Genomic DNA, 18,283 nt, shown 5'->3' with positions numbered 1-18,283 from the left:
GGGGGGGGGGGGGCCCCCCCACCCCCCCCCCCCCGGCCCCAGACAGTTTCCGTGCGCGGCCAGCCCAGGGAGAAGAAAAAGAAGATCAAGAGCAACAGCAAGAGCAACAGCAAGAGCAAAAAGCAAAAGCGGCCGATGGGCCGCTTTTGCTTTTGCTCTTCTTTTTCTTTTGCGTGGGTGGACGCCGCAGAGATCTGTCCGAGGCTGGCGGGGTGGGGCCGGGTGGGGTATCCGCGCCATGGATGGCGCGGCTAAGCCTACAAGGACGTACTTGCGGCGTCCCCGCCTGGCCCCACCCCGCCGGCCCAACCGATGAACCGCATTCCGCGACCCACCCACGAGGGGCTGCGCCGTTCGCGGTAACACTACTTCGCCGGCGACAGCCACATGTCGATCGCCGCGCTGAACACTTCCGTGCCTGCGCGATCGCGCACGCTCACCTTCACCGGCAGCGCATAGCCCTCGGTGGCGGTCACGATCGGCTGCGCCGGCAGCGCCACCGCGTGCAGCGTGCCGCGTGCCTTGGCCAGGTACTGCACCTGCATGCCCTTGGGGATCCAGCGCATGCCCTTCGGCAACGACGCATCGACCATCAGCCCTGCAGTCAACTCGGCCAGGTTGCACATTGCGATCGCGTGCACCGTGCCGATGTGGTTGCGCACCTTGCGGCGGTCGGCCAGCGTGCCCTCGCAGCGGCCCTGTTCCAGCAGGGTGATGCGCGGCGCGATGCTGGCGAAGTAGGGCGCCTTGAAGCACACCGCGCGGGAGAACAGCCAGTTGCCGGCGGGCCAGCGCTGCAGGCGGCGGTAGAGCGAGAGCAGGGGCGTGGACATGGTGGGTGTTCCGGTCGGCAGATGAAACAACGGCGGGCCGAAGCCCGCCGTCGAAGGCAACGCATGTCGCGGGCGATCAGGCTGCCTGCGAATGCGGGTCCTTGTGCTGGCGGTCGTAGTAGCTGGCCGCGCGCAGTTCGTGGGTGTCGAAATCGTCCACGGTGATGGTGTCCAGGGTCAGCGTGCGCAGTTCTTCCAGCAGGCTGCGCTCGTCCTGGGTGATCACGCCTTCGGCCACGGCTTCGTCCAGCTGGCTGTTGAAGTCCAGCGCTTCGATGCCCTTGCTCTTCAGTGCCTTCAGGAACTTGCGCTCCACCGGCTCGGCCATGATCGCCTTGCTCAGGTAGCTGTTGATGCGGCCACCCGGGTTGTTCTCGCAGGGGGTCAGGAACACGCCGCTGGCAAGACGGTCACGCGCTTCGTTCGGGGCCATCAGCAGGGCGGCCACGCGGCGGCTCAGGCGGTCGCCCGGGGCCTCGGCACGGCGGCCCAGCGGGAAGATCAGCGCCCACATCAGCCAACCGATCGGGCGGATCGGGAAGTTGCGCAGCGCGGCCGACAGCGACTCTTCGATCTTGTGCACGCTGTCATGGAAGGCCCAGGCCAGCAGCGGCTGGTCGGCCTGCGGTGCGCCTTCGTCGTGGTAACGCTTGAGCATGGCACTGGTCATGTAGACATGGCTCAGCACATCGCCCAGGCGGCCGGACAGCGATTCCTTGAACTTCAGCTTGCCGCCGAGGGTCATCATCGAGATGTCGGCCATCAGTGCCAGGTTGGCCGAGTAGCGGTCCAGCTTGCGGAAGTAACGACGGGTGTAGGCGTCACCCGGAGCAGCGCCGAAGCGGGCACCGGTCAGGCCGAACCAGAACGAACGAACTGCATTGGAGATACCGTAGCGGATGTGGCCGAACAGGCTGCGGTCGAAGTCCTGCAGGCCGGCACGGGTGTCCGGATCCTGCGCGGCCTTCATTTCCTTCAGCACCCACGGGTGGCAGAGGATCGCACCCTGGCCGAAGATCAGCAGGCTGCGGGTCATGATGTTGGCGCCTTCCACGGTGATCGCGATCGGCGCGGCCTGCCAGCTGCGGCCTGCGAAGTTGCGCGGGCCGAGGATGATGCCCTTGCCGCCGATCACGTCCATCATGTCCGAGATCACTTCGCGGCTCATGTTGGTGCAGTGGTACTTGGCGATGGCCGACGGTACCGACGGCACGTCGCCGCGGTCCACCGCTGCCGCCGTGGCCTGCGACAGCGCGCTGATCTTGTAGGCCTTGCCGCCGATGCGGGCCAGCGCTTCTTCCACGCCCTCGAAGCGGCCGACCGACAGGCCGAACTGCTTGCGGATGCGAGCGTAGGCGCCGGTCACCGCTGCACCGGCCTTGGCACCGCCGCTGGCGGTGGAGGGCAGGGTGATCGAGCGGCCCACGGCCAGGCACTCGTTGAGCATGTTCCAGCCCTTGCCGGCCATGGCAGCGCCGCCAATCAACTGGGTCAACGGAATGAACACGTCCTTGCCGCGCACCGGACCGTTCTGGAAGGTCGAGTTCAGCGGGAAGTGGCGACGGCCGATTTCCACGCCGGCGGTGTCGCGCGGCAGCAGGCCCAGGGTGATGCCGATGTCGCGGGTTTCACCGATCAGGCCGTCCGGATCGTACATGCGGAAGGCCAGGCCGATCAGCGAGGCCACCGGTGCCAGGGTGATGTAACGCTTGTCGAAGGTCAGCTTGACGCCGAGCACCTGCTCGCCGTTCCACTCGCCCTTGCAGACGATGCCGTAGTCGGGAATCGAGGTGGCGTCGGAGCCGGCGAACGGGCCGGTCAGGCCGAAGCAGGGCACTTCACGGCCATCGGCCAGGCGCGGCAGGTACTGGTCCTTCTGCTCCTGGGTGCCGTAATGCACCAGCAGTTCGCCCGGGCCCAGCGAGTTCGGCACGCCGACGGTGGAGCTGACCACCGAAGATACCGAGGCCAGCTTCTGGATCACCTTGTGGTGGGCCAGCGCGGAGAAGCCGAGACCGCCGTATTCCTTCGGAATGATCATGCCGAAGAACTTGTTCTTCTTGATGAAGGCCCACAGTTCCGGCGGCAGGTCGGCATGGACGTGGGTGATTTCCCAGTCGTTGACCATCGTGCACAGCTGCTCGACCGGTCCATCCAGGAAGGCCTGTTCTTCAGCGGTGAGCTGCGGCTTGGGGTAGTTCAGCAGGATGTTCCAGTCCGGATCACCGGTGAACAGCTCGCCTTCGAAGCCGACCGAACCGGTTTCCAAGGCGATGCGCTCGGTCTGCGACAGCGGCGGCAGCACCTTGCGGAACACCTTCATCATCGGGCCGGTCAGCAGCGGCTTGCGGATGAACGGCAGCAGCAGCGGCACGGCGATCACGGCCAGCACGGCGGCGGCAACGATTGTGGCGGTCTGGTTGATGTAGGGCACGAACCAGCAGGCGGCCAGCAGGGCCACGCTGATCAGCGTCCAGGTAATCAGCCGCATGCGGTGGTAGGCGACGAACGCGCCTGCCAGCAGCAGGGCGAGGAAGGGAATGACGAGGCTCATGAGCGTGCTCCGGTGACGTGCTCGTTTATGGCGGACGAAGCTGCAGCATCCGCTGCGGGCAACACGTCCAGATAGTCCAACACAGTAGCGGTAAAGGCGTCGTTGTCATCACCGGCGACCATGTGCGTGGCCTGCGGCAACTGTACGTGGCGCGCGTGCGGCGCCAATGCCAGGAATTCGGCCACCGTCTGTGGGGTGACCAGGTCGCTGCGGCCGCCGCTGACCAGCAGCAGGGGGCACTTCACCTGGCGCGCGGCCTCGGCCAGTGCACCCTGGTGCTGCTCGCTGTCGCGGGCCAGCTCGGCCACCAGGCGCGGGTCCCAGTGCCAGCGCCAGCGGCCATGACCGTCCTCGCGCAGCAGGGCGCGCAGCGAATCCTCGGATTTGCGCGGGCGGTGCGGCATGTAGGCTGAGATCACGTCGGCGGCCTGCGAAAGCGAAGCGAAGCCATCGGGATGGGCGGTCATGAAGGCGAGGATGCGTTCGACACCGGCGGTGTCCCAGCGCGGGGTGATGTCCACCAGCACCATGGCCGAGAACAGGCCCGGCCAGCGTGACTCGGCGAGCAGGCCGAACAGGCCGCCCATCGAGGCGGCGACCAGTACCGGCGGGCGCGGCTGTTCGCCGGCCAGCACGATCAGGTCATCGGCGAACTGTTCACCGTGATAGGGCAGATCGGCAGCATTCCAGTCCGAATCACCATGGCCACGGGCGTCGTAGGCCAGGGTCTGCAGCCCGGCGGCCGACAGTGCCTTGGCGGTGGTGGTCCAGGCATGTCGGGTCTGGCCAAAGCCGTGTGCGAACAGTACGCGCCCACGTCGGCCAGCATTGCTGGCCGTTGCGACCAGCGAGGCGCCGTGGGCGGCCTCCAGACGCAGGTCATGGAATGCAGCGGGAGTAGGGGACATAACCATACTTTCTAGTATGGATCGCTTGGGGCGGATGTCAATACTGCACGGTATGGTGCGGCGCAGAATCGCTTCTGGCCCAGCTGCCGACGGTTTCAGCCGTAAGCGCGTACTGCAACGAACCCCGGCGTATGGTTAAATCAGCAGATGAATCAACCTGACGCTTCCGCCGGCGAACCGCGTGCCGGCCGCAACAGCCGCCTGAGTGCCGAAGACTGGGCCCAGGCGGCCCTCGATCTGATTGCCGAGCAAGGTGTGAGTGCCGTCGCGGTGGAGCCGCTGGCGCGCCGCCTTGGCGTGACCAAGGGCAGTTTCTACTGGCATTTCCCCTCGCGTGACGCGCTGCTGCAGGCCGCGCTGGAGCGCTGGGAACTGTTCGAACAGGAACAGGTGTTCGGCAGCCTGGAAGACGTGCCCGACCCGCGCGTGCGCCTGCGTCAGCTGTTCCAGATGGTGGCGCACGAGGTGCAGCCGCACATCATCTACAGCGAACTGTTGAAGGCCCTCGACCACCCGATGGTGCGCCCGGTGATCGACCGCGTGTCGCAGCGTCGGCTGGATTACCTGATCGCCTCGTTCCGCCAGGCGGGCCTGAGCTCGACCGATGCACGCCATCGCGCGCGCCTGGCCTACGCGGCCTATGTGGGCTTCCTGCAGTTGTCGCTGCAGCTGCAGCAGCCCAAGCAGGCGCGCGAGGATTTCGAGGCGTATGTCGAACACCTGATCGACACGCTGATTCCAAACGGCTGAGGTTTGCTGCTTCGCTGGATATGAGAAAGGCCGCGGCACTGCCGCGGCCTTTTTCGTTGGCGATTCCACGCTGTGGAACGCACAAAAAACAACGGCCCCTTGCGGGGCCGTTGCTGCATCAGACGATCAGTAAATCGATCAGAACTTCTGCTTGTACTGCATGTACATGTAGCGGCCCGGCAGGTCGTACTGCGGGTCGAACATGTTGTACGAGGTCGAGTACGAGACCGGCGGCTGCTTGTCCCATGCGTTGTTCAGGCCGAGCATGATCGTGCCCTTCCACGGGGTGTTGTAGCGCACCTGGATGTCGTGGTACGTGGTGGCACCCATGTGGTTCTTGCCGTTCTGACCATCGGAGCAGTAGCCCACCAGGTCGGCGTCACGCACCGGATCGAACGGGCAGTCTTCGGTCATGCCGGACTTGTAGCGCAGGCCGTAGTTGACACCGAAGTCGCCGTAGGTCCAATCGACGTACAGGTTGGAACGGATACGCCAGTACGGATCCTGGTCGAGGTAGCGACCAGCACGGCCATCGACCGGGGCATCATCGGTGGACTTGGTGTCCCACGTAGCCAGATAGGTGCTGTCCCAGCTGATGGTGAACTGGCCGAACGAGGTTTCCGGCAGACGGTACATGAAGCCCAGGTCCCAACCTTCCACCTTGTACGACGACAGGTTCTGCAGCGGCATGTCGACGTTGGTGATGGTGTAGCGCTGGGTGGCGGTGCCGTAGGTCGGATCACGCGTGATCAGACCGCAGTAGGCGGCCTGTTCCTGCGGCGAGCCACCGTAGCAGCGGTCCATGATGTCCTGGATGGCCGGGCGGGTGATCGCGTCTTCGATCTCGATCTGCCACCAGTCCAGGGTGACGTTCAGGCCGCTGACGAAGCTCGGGCTCCACACCAGGCCCAGCGTCTTGCTGGTCGAGGTTTCCGGCTTGAGGTTCGGGTTCGACTTCCAGGTGAACGCTTCCGGCGTCTGCTTGTTGGCACCGCTGCCGGCGCCCGGCTGCTGGAAGTTGGCCGGAACGCCTTCGGCGGCGCATTGCGCAGCAACCGCACCGTTGCGACGACCGCTCGAAGCCGAGCAGGGATCTGCGTAGGTTTCGAACGAATCGGTGTCGCCGCGGTACAGGTTGTTGATGCTCGGTGCGCGGAAGCCTTCGGAGTAGTTACCACGCACCATCAGGTCATCGATCGGCTTCCAGCGGAAACCGAACTTGTTGTTGGTGGTGTTGCCGAAGTTGCTGTACTTCGAGTAGCGCGAGGCCACGCTGAAGTCGAGCAGCTTGGCGCCGGGCAGATCAGCCAACACCGGAATCGACAGTTCGACGAAGAACTCGTCCAGATCGTAGGCGCCCTTGGTCGGAGCAGCGCCATTGCCGGTGCTCAGGCCCGCAGCGATGAAGGCGTCCGGATCGAACTGGCCGCTTTCCTTGCGGTACTCGTAGCCGGCCGCGAAGGCCAGCGCACCGGCCGGCAGCTGCACGATCTCACCGGACAGGTTGGCGTAGTAACCACGCGAGACCAGGCTGGCCGAGTCATGGGCGGTGAACGAAGCGTAGTCCAGCGCTGCCTGCGAGATCGAGCCGAGGCCACCCAGCGGGTTCATCGGCACGCAGCCCGGAATGACGTCACCGCCGGCCGAGGTCAAGCAGACCGCCTGGCCGTCACGGATGGCCGACGGACCGTAGGCTTCACCCAGGCGCTGCACGTTGAACAGGCCGTAGGTCAGGTCGTTCTGGTCGGTCTTGTCGTAGCGGTAGCCGACGTCCCAGTCGAAGTTGCGGTCAGCAAATTCGAAGAAGCCTTCGAAGCCGCCGTAGAAGTGCCAGTTCTTGACGTTCTGGTTGAACGAACGGCCACCGGTTTCATTGAAGCGACGGTTGACGCCGCTCAGCTCTTCACCGTACGGGTTGTAGATGCTGTCCGCGCTCAGGTCCATGCCGGTAACCGGCATCGCCGCCAGCAGCTGCTCGGACTTGCGCTCGTTGTACATCGCCTCGGTACGGAAGGTGATGTTGTCGGTGACGTTGTACGAACCGGTGGCGAATAGCGAGGTACGTTCCTGCGGGGTCAGCAGGTAATTGTCCGGCGCGGTGTTGTAGCCATGCACGTTGCCATCGAACAAGGTTTCCACACCGTTGACGATGACGTAGCGCTCGTCGTTGCGGATGTAGGAGCCCGGAATGCCGGTGCCGCTCTGGCCGCTGAAGAACGGCGGACCGCCGGCAGAGATCTTGCGATCACCCGCCATCACGCTGCCTTCCTTCACATACGACGCACCCAGCACCAGCGATGCGCGATCGGTCGTGGTACCGATGCTGAAGTCGTACGCTTCGCGCTCGCCGTCGCCATCGCTGTACTGGCCCTTGTAGACGTTCGCTTCGGCGCCGTCGAAGTTCTGCTTGGTGATGATGTTCACCACGCCGGCGATGGCATCCGAACCATAGATGGTCGAAGCGCCGTCCTTCAGGACGTCGATGCGCTCGATCATCGCGGTCGGGATGGTGTTCAGGTCGACGCTGCCGTCCAGGCCGGTGGTCCAGCGACGGCCGTTGACCAGCACCAGGGTGCGCTCGGCACCGAGGTTGCGCAGGCTGACGCCGGCCGAACCGTCACCACCGTTGTTGAAGGTACGGTTCAGCGCGGCGCCGTTGGCCGAGATGCGCTGCAGGATGTCGGCGACCGAGGTCACGCCCTGCTTTTCGATGTCGGCGCGGGTCAGGCTCAGCACCGGCTGCGAGGTTTCGATGTCGGTGCTCTTGATGCGCGAACCGGTCACCGAGATGCGATCCAGGTTGGTCGCTTCCTGCGCCTGGGCTGTTACGGATGTCGCCGCACCGGCGATCAGCGCGACGACGACAGCGTCACGCAGCTTGTTGGACTGGAAATTCATTGGCTCTCTCTCTCCAAGAAATCTTGGCTGGGGTAGTGCCTGCGCGGCGGGGCCAAAAAATAAGGCTCCAAAATCGCGAGGCTGAATCGATAGTAACGGCCCTCTGCCAAAAATTAAAGCTGTGTTAATTCACGCTGTGCTTACAGATGAATGCGCATTGATTTGTTTTATTTCAATGAGTTATCCAGATGATGGTAGGCGCGTGACGCCTCTGAACGTCGTTCAGGATGCAAAAAAGTTTCAGTTGATCAATGTCGTGATGTATCTGTATGTAACAGATGAGTGCTTTTCGCACTTGACAGATGCGTGCAGAAACAATTCGGGCGCCACAAGGGCGCCCGCTGTTGAACTCTGCAAAGGTATCCGGCGGATGAGCGCTTACAGATCCTGCTCGTAGCGCACGTACGGCACGGTGCCGTCGTCATTGCTTTCATTGCGCGGGGAGAACGGATTCTTGCCGCGGCTGATGACGTTCTCGGCGCCGACGGTCAGCTGGCCGGACCACGGGGTGCGCCAGGTCAGGCCGATGCCCAGGCCCTCCCACTTGCCGGGCTTGCCCGGGACATCGACCACGCGGCCGATGATGCTGCCGCTGAAATTACCGTAGCCGGCGCCCAGGCTCAGGCTCTTGCTGTCCCAGCGGTCGACGATGGCCGGCGAGGCATCGGCCAGCGGTACCAGGCGGGCCTTGGCGTAGGTGCCGGCGATGGAAACGAAGCCCTCGCGCCCGATGTTCTTCTGCGCGAACACTGTCAGGTCGTTCTGTTCGGCACGCAGCGAAGGTGTCTTGTTCGGTGTTGCCAGCCAGGCCGGCAGGGTTTCGCGGCCGGTGCCGGCGGTGATGCCCAGGCGGCCTGTGCCACGGTTGAGCGCGGCGGTGCCGGTCAGGCGCCGGTTGGAGCCCATGGCATCTTCGTCATCGCCCAGGCTGGCCAGCATGCAATGGCTGGCCAGCCCGCTGATGCTGGAGCCGCTGCTGCTGTTGCAGAGCAGGCCCAGCGAGTCGCCGGAGGACAGACCGAAGGCGGCATCAAGCGAGTTGCGGCCGAAGTGCCAGCGCGCCCCCACGGCCTGTTCGCCGGTCGGTTCCAGATACAGCAGGGCTTCGACCTTGCCACTGCCCTTGTTCCAGACCGGGATGACGGTGCGGGTGTCCTTGCTCTGCGCATGCGCGCCCGTCATCGCGCCAAGGGCGATCAGGAGGGCCAGCGGTAGACGCAGGAAGGTACGCATCGGACCAGTTCAGACAGGGACGGGCAGTGAAAGTTCCCGCTGGGGCGGGAACTCGATCCTAGGGTGTTTATGAATTCTTAACAAGCCTTGTTCCTCCCCAGATACAAGACCCGCTCGGTTTTACTGAAGACGTTCAGGCGCCGGTACAGCCCCCTCGGCACCGTGGAACAGTATGCCGAACTCCGTCAACGGGAAGTGATACTCCTGTCCGCAGAATTCGCATCGCACGTCCACTGCGCCGGTGTCTTCAGCGGCGGCGCGGGCTTCTTCCTCGCCCAGCGAACAGAGCATCGAGGCCACCCGCTCACGGGAGCAGGAGCAGGCAAAGGACAGGGCCTTGTCACCCACCAGCTCGGCCTTTTCCTCGTGGAACAACCGATGCAGCAGCTCTTCTGCCTGGGTGCCCAGCAGTTCGGCCTTGCCCAGGGTGTCAAACAGCGCACTGGCACGCGCCCAGCCGTCGTCGTCGCCTTCGTCGCCCGGCAGCTTCTGCAGCAGCAGGCCGGCGGCGCCGTCACGGTCGGCGGCCAGCAGCAGCCGTGTCGGCAGCTGTTCGGACTGCCGGAAGTAATCCTCGAAGGCCTCGTCCAGTTCCGGCGCGGTCAGCGCCACCAGGCTCTGGTAGCGCTGCGGTTCGCGCGGATCCAGGCCAGGGTTCTCGATGGTGATCGCCAGCAGGCTGTCCGGCCCCAGTTCGGTCAGGTCGCGCGGGGCGTCACCGCCCTCGGCCAGCTGCACGATGCCGCGCAGGGTGCCAGCGGCGGTGCATTCGGCGAACAGGGTGCGCAGCGCGGTGGTGCTGCGCAGCTGGATGGACAGGCGGCCGTCCACCTTGGTGTGCCCGGTGAACAGCGCCGAGGCCACGCAGGCCTCGCCGAGCAGTTCGGTGGCACTGTGCGGATACTCGCCGTGGGACTGGATGTCCTGCCAGGTGGCCTGCAGGCGCACGTGGACACCGCGCACGCCGGCGTCGGGAAGCAGGAAACGGATCAGGGAATCGGATTGGGCGGTCATCGGCTCACATCGCGCGGAAACAGGGACGGTTGCCGGATAATGCGCCGACAACCAAGCATAAGAAGGATGCACCAGTAATGGGGGCAGGGGGAGAGCAGTACAAGGTGGACGCCGATGCAGCCGCGCCGGTGCGTCGTCGCTGGCACTGGAAGCGGTTGCTGTGGCTGCCGGTGCTGTTTGTGGCCTTCAGCTGCCTGCAGGTGCTGGTGCTGCGTTTCATCGACCCGCCGCTGTCCACGGTGATGGTCTGGCGCTATGCCGAGGCACTGGGGGAGGGTGACTGGTCCTACCGGCTGCACTACCAGTGGCGTGACCTGGACCAGATGGCGCCGAGCCTGCCCATCTCGCTGGTGGCTGCCGAGGACCAGCGTTTCCCTGATCACAGCGGCTTCGACCTGCAGGCCATTGAAAAAGCGCGTGATCACAACGCCAAGGGCGGGCGCCTGCGCGGGGCCAGCACGATCAGCCAGCAGGTGGCCAAGAACCTGTTCCTGTGGCAGGGCCGCAGCTGGATCCGCAAGGGCCTGGAGGTCTGGTACACGGTGTTGATCGAGGCCTTCTGGCCGAAGCAGCGGATCCTGGAGATGTACGCCAATATCGCCGAGTTCGGCGATGGGGTGTACGGCGCGCAGGCGGCGGCGCAGACGTTCTGGGGCAAGGATGCTGCCCGGCTGAGTCCTGCAGAGAGCGCGCGGCTGGCCGCGGTGCTGCCGGCGCCGCGGCGCTACAACGCGGCCAAGCCGGGGCCGTACGTGCAGCGGCGTGCGGCCTGGATCCAGCGGCAGGCCCGGCAGCTGGGTGGTGCGGGGTATCTGGCCGAGGACTGAGGGCATTGCATGGCGTTGGCGGTGCATCCTGATTTCATGCGCAGCGCGGATGCTTCGAACACGGGACGGGCCGGCTGCTGGCCCTGCAACGACGTACAATCCCGCGATGACCCGCGAACGCCTTACTTTCGTCATCGCTGCGCACAACGAAGAACTGGCGCTGCCACAACTGCATCCGCGGTTGTGCGCGGTGCTGGATGGCCTGGCCGACATCGATGGACACATCCTGTATGTCGACGATGGCAGCAATGATTCGACCTGGGCCTTGATCGCAGCACTGGCCCAGCAGGACGCGCGGGTATCGGCGCTGAAGCTGTCGCGCAACTTCGGCAAGGAAGCCGCGCTGACGGCGGGCCTGGACCAGGTGCGCGAAGGTGCGGCGATGATTCTTGATGCCGATGGCCAGGATCCGCCGGAACTGGTGCCGCAGTTCGTGCAGCGCTGGCGCGAGGGCTATGACAACGTCTACGGCACCCGGCTGGTGCGTGACGGCGAGAGCTGGAGCAAGCGCGCCACTGCGGCCATGTTCTACCGGGTGATCGGCCGCCTGTCGCGGACCCCGATCCCCGCCGATACCGGCGACTTCCGGTTACTGTCGCCGCGTGCACTGAGCGCGCTGCGCGAGATGCGCGAGCGCCACCGCTTCATGAAGGGGCTCTTCAGCTGGGTGGGCTTCCGCCGAGTGGCGGTGCCGTATCACCGGCATGCCCGTCTGGCCGGCACCAGCAAGTTCAGTCTGTGGCGGCTGTGGAACTTCGCGCTGGAAGGCATTACCGGTTTTTCCACGGTCCCGCTGCGCGCGGCCACCTACATGGGCCTGGCCACCGCCGGGGTGGCCTTCGTGTTTGCCATCTGGGTGATCGCCAAGGCCGCGATCTACGGCGACCGGGTGGCCGGTTGGCCGACCATGATGGCGGTGATCCTGTTCCTGGGCGGGGTCCAGCTGATGGCGCTGGGCCTGATTGGCGAATACCTGGGACGGCTGTACGAGGAGTCCAAGCAGCGGCCGTTGTACCTGGTTGACGCCTGGTTGGCGCCTTCCGTGGCAGACTCGGGGCTGCAACCCACCCTGGGAGGGCAGGCAGATGACGTCGGTACGGCAACTGTTGGACGGCAAGTCCCCTGAAGTACATGCGGTCGCGCCCGGCGCGGCGGTGATCGATGCAATCCGCCTGATGGCCGAGAAGGGCATCGGTGCGGTGCTGGTGATGGAAGGGCCGCGACTGGTCGGCATCCTTTCCGAGCGCGACTATGCACGCAAGATCGTGCTGCATGATCGTTCGTCCCGCGATACGGCGGTGTCGGAGATCATGACCGGAAAAGTAGTGACGGTATCGCCAGGCGAGCAGGTGGAACATTGCCTGCAACTGGTGACCGATTACCGCATCCGCCATCTGCCGGTGGTTGAGAGCGGGCAGGTACTGGGCGTGATTTCGATTGGCGACCTGGTGAAGGCGGTGATCGATGCGCAGCGGCGTGAGCTGGATCAGCTGCAGCAGTACATCGTGGCGGGGTGATTTTTTGCGCTGGCGGGCCTGCGGCCCGCCGGCCCGCCTTTTTCAAGCAACTGCAACTGCAAATGCCAAAGCAGCGCCTTGCTGATGTGCGGGAGGCGCAGGCCATGCCCTCCACCTCTCGACGCATCTCGAGAATGCGGTGACCTTCAGTTCGGTATCTGCCTTGGTAGATGCCAACCTTGGTTGGCGCTACTTCGCGTAGTGCCCACCGCAGTTGGCATCCTTGCCCGGGCCCAGTTCAATGGTGGCCAGCAGCGCCGCCGGTGGGGCAATGCTGCCCAGTGTCAGCGCTACCGCCCCGCGGATGCCCAGCGCCTTGAAGTCCGGGCGGAAGCTTGGATCCTTGAAGGTGCCGCCGATGCGCAGCGGCGAGCGCAGCACCAGGATGCTCTTGTCCTTGGGGCGCGGTTTCAACAGCAGGTCCAGGGTTTCATCGCGCAGGCTGACCTGACCCTCGCCGATGATGATCGTGTCGGTGGTGTCCACCGCCAGCGATTGGCTGTTCATCAGGCCATCGCGCACGCTGAAATCAGCGAAGGCGCAGCGCAGGGGAATCTGCTTGTCGCCGGTGAACAGGAATTTCAGCGACTCGGTGATGTCCAGCCCGGCCAGTTCCATCACCAGGTTGCCCACATGGCCGCGGCCCATGCCCAACGCCACCTTGCCGCTGCTGCTGCCCAGCATCGCGGCGATCGAATTGCCGTTGCCGGTCAGGTCGATGTCGCCGCTGATCCCGCCTTTGGCCTGTTCGGCCAGCTTCGCATCGGGCATCAGCTGGCCCAGCTGGACACCGCGCACGCTGGCCTTCAGTGCGGTGGCGATCTGTGGGCGGCGCGCGTCCATGCGGATCGTGCTGCGGATATCGCCACCGGCCACGCCGAAGTTGAGCGGGTCCAGGCGCAGCACGCCGTCGTCCAGCAGCAGGTGTGCGTCCATGTCGTCCAGCGGCAGCGAAGGTGCGTTGATGCGCCGGGCTTTCCATCGCACGTCGGCATCCATGGCGCGCAGCTTGCCCAGGTTGTACGGGGTTGCCGGCAGCAGCTTCGGACTGGCAGCCAACCGCGCAGCCTGCGCTTTCTGTTCGGCATTGGCGGTCTCGTTGCCACCGGTCTTGGGCGGCGCACCGACGAAACCGGCAAGGTCATCGAAGTCCAGTCGCTGCGATTGCAGTGTGGCGGTCAGGCGAGGGCGCGCGCCACCGACGTCGAACTGCAGGTTGCCGCCCAGGTCACTGTCACCGACCTTCCCGGTGAATGCCTGGTAGCGCCAGGTCTGATGGTCGCGCTGCAGGCGACCGTTCAACGCGTAGGGCGGGGAGGGAGGAATGGCGATGCCGAGCAGCGGATACAGGTCGGCCAGATCCTTGCCGCTGAGTGCGAACTGCAGATCGAACACCTGCAGCTGGAACGGATTGGTGAGCGTGCCGCTGGCCACGGCATGGGTGGCGCCGGCGCGGCCGTCCAGATGGATGCGGAACGGATGGTCGCTGTCGGTCAGCTCCAGCGGCGATTCGGTGCCGCCATTGAGAGTGAAGGGGTTGCCCTGCCAACGTCCTTTGCCGGCCACCAGCAGCGGCGGTGCGGCATCGGCCTGTTTCGGCTCGCCACTGCGCACCGCCATGCGGATGTCGGTGCGCCCGAGTGCATCGAGGAACTGCAGGCGGCCGTCATCGATGCGCAGGCGCTTCAGCTGCGGCGACGGCCCGCCGCGGCTGTCGCCGAGAAAATCCCAGTTGCCCGGCTCGCCCTTGCGCGGCGCGGTTTCCAGCAGCACATCCGGGCGGGTCAGGCGGACTTCGGGCAGCTGCACGTCACCGCGCAGCAGCGGCCATACCCGCACGTCGATCTCGACCCGGTCGGCGCTGGCCATATCGGCCTGCCTGGCCCAGCTTGCGTTGGCGAAGCGGATCGTATCGGCGCGGACGGTGCTGGTACGGCCGAGGTCCACGTCCAGGTTGCCGATCTGCAGGGTGCGGCCGGTGCGGGCGTGAACTGCACGCTCCAGCGGGCCCTTGAACCAGTTCCAGTCCCACAGCGCGATCAGCACCAGCAGCGCTGCCAGCAGCAGCAACAGGGCGGCCAGCCAGCGCTGGCCCCGGCGGCCGGGGCGGCGCAGGCGCCAGCGTCGGGCGCGCGGTGTGGCCAGTGGAGCGGTGTCATTCACATGGCGATGATGGCGCCGCCGCGGTGGACGGCGCGCGAAGCGCTCATGTGCGCGGCGTGCAGGCGAACGCGTGCCCGCGCGCTGTTACAGGACCTGCTTGGTCACTGCAACGAAGTGGCAGACGCTGCCGCCGATCACGAACAGATGCCAGATGGCGTGCGAGTAGGGAATCGATTCACGGTGGTAGAAGTAGGTGCCCAGCGTGTAGGACAGGCCGCCGCCAAACAGCCAGGCCAGCGTGGGGCCGTCGATCGAGGCCCACATCGGCTTGATCGCCACCACCACCAGCCAGCCCATGGCGATGTAGATCGCCGTGGACAGTGCCTTGAAGCGTCCGGTGTAGAACAGCTTGAACACCACACCGCCGAGTGCCAGGGCCCAGATCGCGGTGAACATGGCCCAGCCCCACGGACCACGCAGGCCGATCAGGGTGAACGGGGTGTAGGTGCCGGCGATCAGGATATAGATCGCGCAATGGTCGAAGACCTTCAGCCGTCCCTTGGCCAGCGGGTGCTGGATGGCGTGGTACAGGGTGGAAGCGGTGTACAGCAGCAACAGCGCGACGCCGAACACGATGGCGCTGGCCAGCTGCCAGCCATCGCCGTAGATGGCGGCCAGGGTGATCAGGACCGCGCTGGCGGCGAGGGCGGATACTGCGCCGAGGCCGTGGGTCAGGGCGCTGGCGATTTCTTCACGGATCGAAGCAACGGAAGTCGTGGACATGGCGTAGGCATCGTTCGCAGGGAGGGGGACCTGCACCCCCCTATCATCGCCGCGATGGCGGGCGCGTGCACCCCCGCCACCGTATGGTCGGGCAGATCCACGCCATGCGTAAAGAACAACCCGGTAGAGCCACGCCATGCGTGGATGAACAACCCCGTAGATCCACGCCATGCGTGGATGAACGGAAGGTTCAGTTCCCCGTAACCGTATGCGCCGCTTCGCGGGTGGCCGAGAAGCGCACGTCCGGTGCACGTTCCTGCGCCAGCTGCAGGTTGACCCGCGTCGGCGCCAGGTAGACCAGGTGGCCGGCCGCATCCAGCGCAAGGTTCAGCGCGTTCTTCTCGCGGAACTCCTCCAGCTTCTTCTCGTTGCTGCAATGGACCCAGCGCGCGGTGGTCACGCTGACCTGCTCGAAGGTGGCTTCCACGCCGTATTCGTCCTTCAGGCGATAGGCGGCCACGTCGAACTGCAGCACGCCGACGGCGCCCAGGATGAGGTCGTTGCTGGTCAGCGGCCGGAAGAACTGGGTGGCGCCTTCTTCGGACAACTGCGCCAGGCCCTTCTGCAGCTGCTTGAGCTTGAGCGGATCGCGCAGGCGCGCGCGGCGGAACAGTTCCGGGGCGAAGTTCGGGATACCGGTGAAGGTGATCGCTTCGCCTTCGGTGAAGGTGTCACCGATGGAAATGGTGCCGTGGTTGTGGATGCCGATCACATCGCCGGGCCACGCTTCGGCGGCGATTTCACGGTCACTGGCCATGAAGGTCAGTGCGTTGGCCAGCTTCATGTCCTTGCCGGTGCGTACGTGCAGGGTCTTCATGCCGGCACTGAAACGGCCCGAGCAGACACGCATGAAGGCCACGCGGTCACGGTGCTGCGGGTCCATGTTGGCCTGGATCTTGAACACGAAGCCGGTCAGCTTCGGCTCCTGCGGGGCGACATCGCGGCCGGTGGTGGAGCGCGCCTGCGGCGACGGCGCGTGCTCGACGAAGAAGTCCAGCAGCGGCTGCACACCGAAGTTGTTCACGCCCGAACCGAAGAACACCGGCGTCTGCCTGCCGGCCCGATAGGCGTCCAGGTCGAACGGGTGGCTGGCGCCCTGCACCAGTTCCAGTTCGTCGCGCAGATCGGCCAGCATCCGCTCACCGATCTTCTCCACCAGGCCCGGCGAATCGATCGACGGGAAGATGGTCGAATCCTGGCGGGTGAAGTTGCGGCCCTGCTCGTACAGGTGCACTTCGCCGGTGATCAGGTGGACCACGCCCTTCAGGCGCTGGCCCATGCCGATGGGCCAGGTGACCGGCGCGCACTGGATGCCCAGCACGCTTTCAACCTCGTCCAGCAGGTCGATCGGTTCCTTGCCCTCGCGGTCGAGCTTGTTGATGAAGGTCATGATCGGGGTGTCGCGCAGGCGGCACACTTCCATCAGCTTGATGGTGCGCTCTTCCACGCCCTTGGCCACGTCGATCACCATCAGCGCCGAGTCCACCGCGGTCAGCACGCGATAGGTGTCCTCGCCGAAATCGGCGTGGCCGGGGGTGTCGAGCAGGTTGATGATCTTGCCTTCGTACGGGAACTGCATCACCGAGGAGGTCACGGAAATGCCGCGCTCCTTCTCCAGCGCCATCCAGTCGGAAGTGGCGTGACGGGCTGCCTTGCGGCCCTTCACCGAGCCGGCCATCTGGATCGCGCCGCCGAACAGCAGCAGCTTTTCGGTCAGCGTGGTCTTGCCGGCGTCAGGGTGGGAAATGATGGCGAACGTGCGGCGACGCGACGCTTCGGTGGCGACTTCGGACATGGCAGTGGCGCCCGCACGGGGCGCTTTTCAAAGAGATAAGTGCCCGATTATACCGGCCTGCCGCCGCCGGCGGGTCAGCGCCCTGCGCTGGCCTCTCCGGCGCCTTCACGAGCGAAGCGCAGTTCGCCCTGCGGGGCGAGGATGCGGACCGGCACCGAACGCAGGCCCATGCCGCGATTGAGCTGCACCACGAAGTGCAGGTGGGGGGCGGTGCTGTAGCCGCTGTTGCCTGACAGGCCGAGCGGCTGCCCTGCCTGCACGGCCTGGCCCGGCCGCACCCGCATGCCGCCGGCCTGCAGGTGGGCATACATCGCCATGCTGCCGTCGCTGTGCAGGATACGAACGAAGTTGGCGCGGCCTGCATCACGTTCACGGTCCAGTCCATTGCCCTGGAAGCCGTCCTGGACCTGCATCACCGTCCCTTCGCGCGCCGCCAGGACGCGTGTGGCTTCAGGCAGGGCGAAGTCGATGGCGTCGCGGTTTTCCTCGTCGTCGTGGCTGAACCGGCCCTGCGGCGCTTGGTCCACGCGCAACTGGGTGGCTTCGAAGGGCAGGCGATAGGCGACATCCTCGGCGCGGCCGGCCGGGTTGCCGGGCACCGATTGCAGGCGCAGCTCCAGCGTTTTCCCGTTGGCAGGCGAGGGCAGGTGGCCCACCACCAGGCTGCCGGTTGCCTGTACCAGTGACTGCAGCGGGAGTCCGTCCACCTGCGCCCCGGGCGCGGCGCGCAGCTCGATCTGGACCGGGCCGGACAAGGGGTTGTCGATCCGGGCCTGCCATTGGTCGCCCATCTGCTGCAGCCGCAGCTGGATCTGTGGTGCAGGTGTCTGGCTGCGCGCCGGATCGCTGGCCGGTGTGCGTTCGGTCAGCCCCCAGCCCTGGCGCCAGTCGGCGGCGTTGACCGTCGGGCATGCCATGACGGGCAACAGCAGGCACAGCAGGCGCAGGCGCGACATCGGCAACTCCGGGGCAATGGACCGCCGCGACTGTACGCAAGCGGCCGGCAGGCGGATAGTGTCGGCCTCCGTTGTTTCATTCATCTCTTTATCCGCATGAAGGGATTGACAT

General features: G+C 65.5%; 14 protein-coding genes. 4 read left to right on the top strand and 10 right to left on the bottom strand.

Going from position 1 to position 18,283, the window contains the following annotated elements; genetic code table 11:
* Positions 1-365: 365 nt before the first annotated feature.
* The 3 genes from ACVOLJ_RS08475 to ACVOLJ_RS08465 all read right to left on the bottom strand — a co-directional run bounded on the left by ACVOLJ_RS08475 (position 366) and on the right by ACVOLJ_RS08465 (position 4,301).
* Positions 366-833: a hotdog fold domain-containing protein gene (locus ACVOLJ_RS08475; protein WP_481563915.1), complete on the bottom strand. Its 468-nt coding sequence runs from the start codon at positions 831-833 to the stop codon at positions 366-368.
* Positions 834-909: 76 nt separating this feature from the next.
* Positions 910-3,387: an acyl-CoA dehydrogenase gene (locus tag ACVOLJ_RS08470; RefSeq protein ID WP_481563914.1), complete on the bottom strand. Its 2,478-nt coding sequence runs from the start codon at positions 3,385-3,387 to the stop codon at positions 910-912.
* The gene (locus tag ACVOLJ_RS08465; RefSeq protein ID WP_481563913.1) at positions 3,384-4,301 is read right to left on the bottom strand and encodes an alpha/beta fold hydrolase; all 918 of its coding nucleotides are present in this window, start codon (positions 4,299-4,301) and stop codon (positions 3,384-3,386) included. The genes ACVOLJ_RS08470 and ACVOLJ_RS08465 overlap by 4 nt, the downstream gene beginning before the upstream one ends.
* Positions 4,302-4,442: 141 nt before the next feature.
* Between ACVOLJ_RS08465 and ACVOLJ_RS08460 the strand changes: the two genes are divergently transcribed.
* Positions 4,443-5,045: a TetR/AcrR family transcriptional regulator gene (locus tag ACVOLJ_RS08460; RefSeq protein WP_025877807.1), complete on the top strand. Its 603-nt coding sequence runs from the start codon at positions 4,443-4,445 to the stop codon at positions 5,043-5,045.
* A 138-nt stretch (positions 5,046-5,183) separates the two neighbouring features.
* On the opposite strand, the gene ACVOLJ_RS08455 is transcribed toward ACVOLJ_RS08460, so the two are convergent.
* From ACVOLJ_RS08455 to hslO, 3 genes are all read right to left on the bottom strand, one after another.
* Positions 5,184-7,943 (bottom strand): TonB-dependent receptor, encoded by a 2,760-nt coding sequence (locus ACVOLJ_RS08455; protein WP_481563912.1) that lies wholly within the window; start codon positions 7,941-7,943, stop codon positions 5,184-5,186.
* Between the two features lie 378 nt (positions 7,944-8,321).
* Positions 8,322-9,176 (bottom strand): XOO1806 family protein, encoded by an 855-nt coding sequence (locus tag ACVOLJ_RS08450; protein WP_475280013.1) that lies wholly within the window; start codon positions 9,174-9,176, stop codon positions 8,322-8,324.
* A 120-nt stretch (positions 9,177-9,296) separates the two neighbouring features.
* The gene (hslO, locus tag ACVOLJ_RS08445; protein WP_481563911.1) at positions 9,297-10,190 is read right to left on the bottom strand and encodes an Hsp33 family molecular chaperone HslO; all 894 of its coding nucleotides are present in this window, start codon (positions 10,188-10,190) and stop codon (positions 9,297-9,299) included.
* 77 nt (positions 10,191-10,267) lie between these two features.
* On the opposite strand from hslO, the gene mtgA reads away from it, so the two are divergent.
* The 3 genes from mtgA (at position 10,268) to ACVOLJ_RS08430 (ending at position 12,534) form a co-directional block, all read left to right on the top strand.
* On the top strand, positions 10,268-11,017 hold the full coding sequence (gene mtgA, locus ACVOLJ_RS08440; protein ID WP_481563910.1) for a monofunctional biosynthetic peptidoglycan transglycosylase: 750 nt from the start codon (positions 10,268-10,270) through the stop codon (positions 11,015-11,017).
* 106 nt (positions 11,018-11,123) lie between these two features.
* Positions 11,124-12,143 carry a glycosyltransferase family 2 protein gene (locus tag ACVOLJ_RS08435; protein ID WP_481563909.1) on the top strand — a complete coding sequence of 340 codons (1,020 nt, stop codon included), beginning with the start codon at positions 11,124-11,126 and terminating at the stop codon, positions 12,141-12,143.
* On the top strand, positions 12,103-12,534 hold the full coding sequence (locus tag ACVOLJ_RS08430) for a CBS domain-containing protein (protein ID WP_475280009.1): 432 nt from the start codon (positions 12,103-12,105) through the stop codon (positions 12,532-12,534). Before ACVOLJ_RS08435 ends, ACVOLJ_RS08430 begins: the two co-directional genes overlap by 41 nt.
* A 189-nt stretch (positions 12,535-12,723) precedes the next feature.
* Here ACVOLJ_RS08430 and ACVOLJ_RS08425 read toward each other — a convergent pair whose 3' ends face one another.
* The 4 genes from ACVOLJ_RS08425 to ACVOLJ_RS08410 form a co-directional block, all read right to left on the bottom strand.
* The gene (locus tag ACVOLJ_RS08425; RefSeq protein ID WP_475280008.1) at positions 12,724-14,697 is read right to left on the bottom strand and encodes an AsmA family protein; all 1,974 of its coding nucleotides are present in this window, start codon (positions 14,695-14,697) and stop codon (positions 12,724-12,726) included.
* A gap of 84 nt (positions 14,698-14,781) precedes the next feature.
* Positions 14,782-15,420, bottom strand: a complete 639-nt coding sequence (gene trhA / locus ACVOLJ_RS08420; protein WP_475280007.1) for a PAQR family membrane homeostasis protein TrhA — start codon at positions 15,418-15,420, stop codon at positions 14,782-14,784.
* Between the two features lie 190 nt (positions 15,421-15,610).
* On the bottom strand, positions 15,611-17,215 hold the full coding sequence (locus tag ACVOLJ_RS08415; protein WP_475280006.1) for a peptide chain release factor 3: 1,605 nt from the start codon (positions 17,213-17,215) through the stop codon (positions 15,611-15,613).
* A gap of 74 nt (positions 17,216-17,289) precedes the next feature.
* Positions 17,290-18,171 (bottom strand): M23 family metallopeptidase, encoded by an 882-nt coding sequence (locus ACVOLJ_RS08410; protein WP_481563908.1) that lies wholly within the window; start codon positions 18,169-18,171, stop codon positions 17,290-17,292.
* Positions 18,172-18,283: the final 112 nt, after the last annotated feature.

It is taken from the genome of Stenotrophomonas sp. STEN046, from assembly GCF_056759755.1.
Note: the sequence above shows the minus strand (reverse complement) of the source record. Positions and strands in the feature narration are given on the sequence as shown.

Excerpts from the sequence above, each read along its gene's own strand:
- ACVOLJ_RS08475 (WP_481563915.1), bottom strand. The coding sequence starts at position 833 with ATGTCCACGCCCCTGCTCTCGCTCTACCGCCGCCTGCAGCGCTGGCCC.
- ACVOLJ_RS08470 (WP_481563914.1), bottom strand. The coding sequence starts at position 3,387 with ATGAGCCTCGTCATTCCCTTCCTCGCCCTGCTGCTGGCAGGCGCGTTC.
- ACVOLJ_RS08465 (WP_481563913.1), bottom strand. The coding sequence starts at position 4,301 with ATGGTTATGTCCCCTACTCCCGCTGCATTCCATGACCTGCGTCTGGAG.
- ACVOLJ_RS08460 (WP_025877807.1), top strand. The coding sequence starts at position 4,443 with ATGAATCAACCTGACGCTTCCGCCGGCGAACCGCGTGCCGGCCGCAAC.
- ACVOLJ_RS08455 (WP_481563912.1), bottom strand. The coding sequence starts at position 7,943 with ATGAATTTCCAGTCCAACAAGCTGCGTGACGCTGTCGTCGTCGCGCTG.
- ACVOLJ_RS08450 (WP_475280013.1), bottom strand. The coding sequence starts at position 9,176 with ATGCGTACCTTCCTGCGTCTACCGCTGGCCCTCCTGATCGCCCTTGGC.
- hslO (WP_481563911.1), bottom strand. The coding sequence starts at position 10,190 with ATGACCGCCCAATCCGATTCCCTGATCCGTTTCCTGCTTCCCGACGCC.
- mtgA (WP_481563910.1), top strand. The coding sequence starts at position 10,268 with ATGGGGGCAGGGGGAGAGCAGTACAAGGTGGACGCCGATGCAGCCGCG.
- ACVOLJ_RS08435 (WP_481563909.1), top strand. The coding sequence starts at position 11,124 with ATGACCCGCGAACGCCTTACTTTCGTCATCGCTGCGCACAACGAAGAA.
- ACVOLJ_RS08430 (WP_475280009.1), top strand. The coding sequence starts at position 12,103 with ATGACGTCGGTACGGCAACTGTTGGACGGCAAGTCCCCTGAAGTACAT.
- trhA (WP_475280007.1), bottom strand. The coding sequence starts at position 15,420 with ATGTCCACGACTTCCGTTGCTTCGATCCGTGAAGAAATCGCCAGCGCC.
- ACVOLJ_RS08415 (WP_475280006.1), bottom strand. The coding sequence starts at position 17,215 with ATGTCCGAAGTCGCCACCGAAGCGTCGCGTCGCCGCACGTTCGCCATC.
- ACVOLJ_RS08410 (WP_481563908.1), bottom strand. The coding sequence starts at position 18,171 with ATGTCGCGCCTGCGCCTGCTGTGCCTGCTGTTGCCCGTCATGGCATGC.